The 4228-nt window shown below is 63.4% G+C and carries 4 protein-coding genes; 2 read left to right on the top strand and 2 right to left on the bottom strand.

Annotated features, from left to right (window positions below; all coding sequences use genetic code 11):
- Together VJ897_RS01350 and VJ897_RS01345 are read right to left on the bottom strand one after the other, a co-directional pair.
- Positions 1–798 (bottom strand): LVIVD repeat-containing protein (locus tag VJ897_RS01350; RefSeq protein ID WP_324052529.1); only part of this gene is annotated, 798 nt, incomplete at its 3' end.
- Positions 795–1583 (bottom strand): GntR family transcriptional regulator, encoded by a 789-nt coding sequence (locus VJ897_RS01345; protein ID WP_324052527.1) that lies wholly within the window; start codon positions 1581–1583, stop codon positions 795–797. The genes VJ897_RS01350 and VJ897_RS01345, both read right to left, overlap by 4 nt.
- 376 nt (positions 1584–1959) lie before the next feature.
- Between VJ897_RS01345 and VJ897_RS01340 the strand changes: the two genes are divergently transcribed.
- Positions 1960–2895, top strand: coding sequence for a DnaJ C-terminal domain-containing protein (locus VJ897_RS01340; protein WP_324052525.1), 936 nt, complete (start codon positions 1960–1962; stop codon positions 2893–2895).
- Positions 2892–3248: a MerR family transcriptional regulator gene (locus tag VJ897_RS01335; RefSeq protein WP_324052524.1), complete on the top strand. Its 357-nt coding sequence runs from the start codon at positions 2892–2894 to the stop codon at positions 3246–3248. The genes VJ897_RS01340 and VJ897_RS01335 overlap by 4 nt, the downstream gene beginning before the upstream one ends.
- The last annotated feature ends 980 nt before the right edge of the window (positions 3249–4228 follow it).

Here is a 4228-nt window from a genome sequence, read left to right as displayed (position 1 = left end):
GTGCGTGGCGATCGTTCGGGGGTTCGACATATCGCTCGCGTCGATCACCGAAAAGCCGGCGAACCAGCACGCGGCCCAGAGTTCGTCGCCGGTACGCAGGGCGTGGTGAAGCCTGTTGCGGACACCGCTCCAGGTCGGCGTTTCGCCGGCTGCAACGTTCTGGCCCGGCATCCACCACCGCGAGACCTCTTCCAGCTTGTCCGGGCGCGAGAGGTCGTAGTTCACGAGTATGTTGCCCTGGAAGCCCTCCATCTCCGTGGAGATATACGCGTAGCGTTCGTCCGCGCAGAACCGATGCACCCCTATGCCGCCGGTCTTCTGATAGGTCAGCAGCTTCGGGTTCGACTTGTCGCTGATGTCGTAGACCTTGAAGCCACCGTCCCGGTAGCCGGTCTCGCCCACATCGCGTAGCTGGGGAATGTCTTCTGCTTCCACTCCCAGTTTCGCCGCGAGTTCGGCGTCGGTGGGAGGGCGTCCGTTTTCCGCCTCGAACGCCACCGAAAGCGCAGGAATCTCGAACCCCTTTCGAAGGAAGTGGCGGTTGAACATCTCGTGGTTGCAGATCATCAGGTCGCCCACGACGCGCACCTTGTGCGTGTGCGAGCGATTGTCCTCGAGCATGATCTGCGAGACGATCTGCGGGTTGGCCGGGTCCGAGATGTCGATGATGGACGTGCCGAACGGCGGCGCGATATGGCCCACGTAGGCATAGCTTCCCTGCACGAAGACCTGACCTCCTCCGGGAATGTCCAGTCGGGCGATCCGGCGAAAGCCCTTGCTGATCGATTGGTCGTTCATTTCTCGGCTCCTTGCTTGTCGAGGGCCGCCCTCGTTTCGCGGTTCTCGTCTCCGGCTCCCAGAAGATCGAGCCGTGCGCGCTCGACAGGCGTGAGGCTCCGGCCCGCCTTCTTGCACAGCACACGGGTCAGGCTCCGGGCGGCCTCGGCAATGTGGGCTCGGTTCATCTGTTCGGCGCGGGCCGCGTCACCGGCGGCGATCGCGGCACGGATTTCACGGAGTTCGGACAGGGCGGCCGCAGCCCGCGTGGGTTCGTTCAGCGCGATACCGCGATAAAGCAGGATTCGGTTACGCAGGCGTTGCAGGCTGTTTCGCAGCACCTTGTTGGATGCCGCCTCCACGAGGCACTCGTAGAATCGGGTCTTGGCGGCAACGATCTGGGCCACGGTTCCCCGCGCGTTTGCGTGGGCGATCTCGTCGAGCGCCTCGTCGAGCGCCGTCAGTGCCGCCTCGTCACACAACCGTGCGGCCAGCCGGCCGGCCAGGCCCTCCAGTTCAACCCTCACCTCGTAGATATCCAGTGCATCCGAAAGTGTGGGGCTCGCCACGAACGTGCCGCTTTGGGGCGAGATGCTTACAAGTTCCTCGGATTCGAGTTGCCGGACAGCTTCCCGCATGATCGCCCGGCTTACGCCGAGTTCAGCGCAGAGTTTCCGTTCACTCAGGCGCATACCCGGAGCGAGATTGCCGCTGGCTATTCCGGCACGCAAGGCATCGGAAACCAACGCCCGCACGGGTCTGGCCGCCCTCGTCCCTTCCGTATTCTTTCTGGCATCGAATTGCATCCCCGAGTGACCGTAACTGGTAGGACCAGTTCTTTCCAGCCTCCTTGCCAACGCGACGAGGGAACCGCCGAATTTCCTTGAACTGTGCTCGTTTTCGCGCCGGATCCGATGGGTGTATCCACGCCCTGCACAGACTTTGGGCAAGAGCGGTCGTTGATGCTGGAATCGCCCGGCTCGCGCCCGGCGTGGCGGCAAGGCTCGCCCTGTCGGCACGCCGGGAAGGAGGGGATTTCTGCATCCCGCTCGATGTAGGGGAGCCACATCTGGTGTGGAGCATTTCCCTCGCGTGGTCTCTGGCAATCCACCGATTGACCTTGGTCAACGCGCGCAGCCCCCGCATTCGACAGAGTTTGTTCCATATCGGGGAGGAGACCTCTTGAGCGACGATCCGTACGAGATCCTCGGTGTGCCGAAGACGGCAAGCCACGACGAGATCAAGAAGGCGTACCGCAAGCTCGCGAAGGCACTTCACCCGGACCTGCACCCTGATGATGCCGGCAAGAAGGCCGAGTTTCAGGCGGTGTCCGCCGCCTATGGGCTCCTTGGCGATCCCGAGAAGCGGAAACGCTTCGACGCGGGCGAGATTGACGCCAGCGGGCAGGAACGGCCCGAGCGGCACTACTACCACCAATATGCGGGACAGGATGCCGGTCGGCGGTACGATCCCGGGATGGGGGCGCAAGAGTACGAAGATGCGGCCGACTTCTTCTCGGACCTTTTTGGAAGACGATCTCGCAGCGGCGGCGGCGACTACCGGGAAGCGTTCCATACGCGCGGCCCGGATCTCCGTTACAATCTGGAGGTCGACTTTCTGGATGCCGTCCGCGGGGCGAAGCGCAGCGTGACGATGCCGAACGGCAAGGCTATCGAGATCTCCATTCCGGCGGGTGTCCACGACGGCCAGACGCTGCGGCTTCGGGGCAAGGGAGGAGCCGGCTTCGGAGAAGGGCCGCCCGGCGACGCGCTCGTCACGATTGGTGTCCTCTCGCATCCTGTCTTCACGCGTGACGGGGACGACATCGAGATGGAGCTCCCGATAACGCTCGACGAGGCCGTGCTCGGTGCGAAAGTCGATGTGCCGACGATCTCAGGCACGGTGTCCATGTCGGTCCCCAAGGGAGCCTCGTCGGGGCGCCGCCTGAGATTGAAGGGCAAGGGGATCGTCCGCGCGAGTGGCAAGGCCGGCGACCAGAATGTCCGTCTCAAGATTGTCCTGCCCGACAGGATGGATGGCGAACTGGAGGAGCTGGCGAAGCGTTGGCGGGAGCATTCCGACTTCGAACCCCGGAAAGAGTTGCGGAGGCAGACATGAGCATGGACGAGCGCAGCGTCGTGGCGGAGGTTCGGCGCGTAACCCTCCGGGAACTCCGCCTCTGGGTGCGGGAGGGTTGGGTTCAGCCTGCACAGGGCGAGCGTGGGCCCGCCTTTGATGAAGTCGACGTGGCCCGGATTCGGCTGCTTTGCGATCTACGGAAAGAGATGGCACTCCCCGCGGATGCCCTCCCGGTGGTGCTGACGCTGATTGACCGCCTTCACGAAACACGCCGGGATCTGCGCGACCTGACCAAGGCTCTCGAGGAGCAGCCCGAGGAGGTTCGCCGCTCTGTGGTGGCCGGCTTCCGCGAGCGGCGCGGGAGTTCGTACAGAACGGACGGTGGAGCGTGAGTGCGTGAGTATGTGAGTGCGTGAGTGTGTGTGTGTTGGCCTTCAGCCGAACGTGGGCCCAAAACACTCCCACGAAGACAGCCTGCAGCGAGGCTTGGGAGCGCGCCGCCGAGTCATGAGCGTAACCCATCAACGCTACCTCGCCGCGGATCACGCGCTGGAGACAGCAAGATCGACTGCTGTGAGTTGATTTCCCCAAGCACCCGCGCGAAGCGCTATACCGATCGGAAATCCCGGCTCTTTCGCATATGCTGGCTCGCAGACAGCCGCGCAAGGCGAGGCTATTGATGCCGCATACTCCACGTCATGCGCCTCGGGCAGGAAGCGGTTGTTCGCTGCGTTCATTTGGTGTCCGCTGAGCGGACAATTCTGCCTTCGGGTGGTCGAACGTGGGGGATCGGATCACTGCGGCAAGGGTCAAAGCCGTGACGAAAGCGGGGGCGGACGAAGCAACCCGGGATTGTCAGTTGTTCCCGGTGATTTCGCCCCGGGCTCGGCTCTCCCGCCAAGCCCGCGAGCATTGGACCTGAGCGATCGGACCCGCATCTTGCGCCGGAAGCCACCTTGTTATTTCGTGCCGGACGCCAATCTCGGAGGTTCGCCGGATATTGTTCGAGACGGCGCCTTTTGTGCCGGAAATGACCATCTGGCCCGCACGACAGCGCCCATTTCTCGACAACTTGAGCGGGAAGGTTGGAGATGCACACACTCACCAGCTACACCGAGGAGTTAAGTCCATGTCGTTCTTCAGTGATTATCGGAAAGCTCTCGCAGATCGCACTGTCGAGGTGCGGTATCACCGGGTTTCGATCGAGCGCCAGCGTCCCATTTCGCGCGACCTCGTGATGGCATTGCGGAACCACAAGCAAGCTCCCACCGCCAGTCGCGCGACCTGGGCTTGAGCCCGGCAACCTGCTCCTCTTCCGGGCCGGACCGCCCTCGGGATCGTTGCGCGAGGATCATCGCCCTTGCGCGATGAC

This window comes from Salibaculum sp. (assembly GCF_035270045.1).
Classification (GTDB): Bacteria; Pseudomonadota; Alphaproteobacteria; order Rhodobacterales; family Rhodobacteraceae; genus Salibaculum.
The sequence above is the reverse complement of the archived record's forward strand: the minus strand, read 5'-3'. Positions and strand labels throughout refer to the sequence as shown.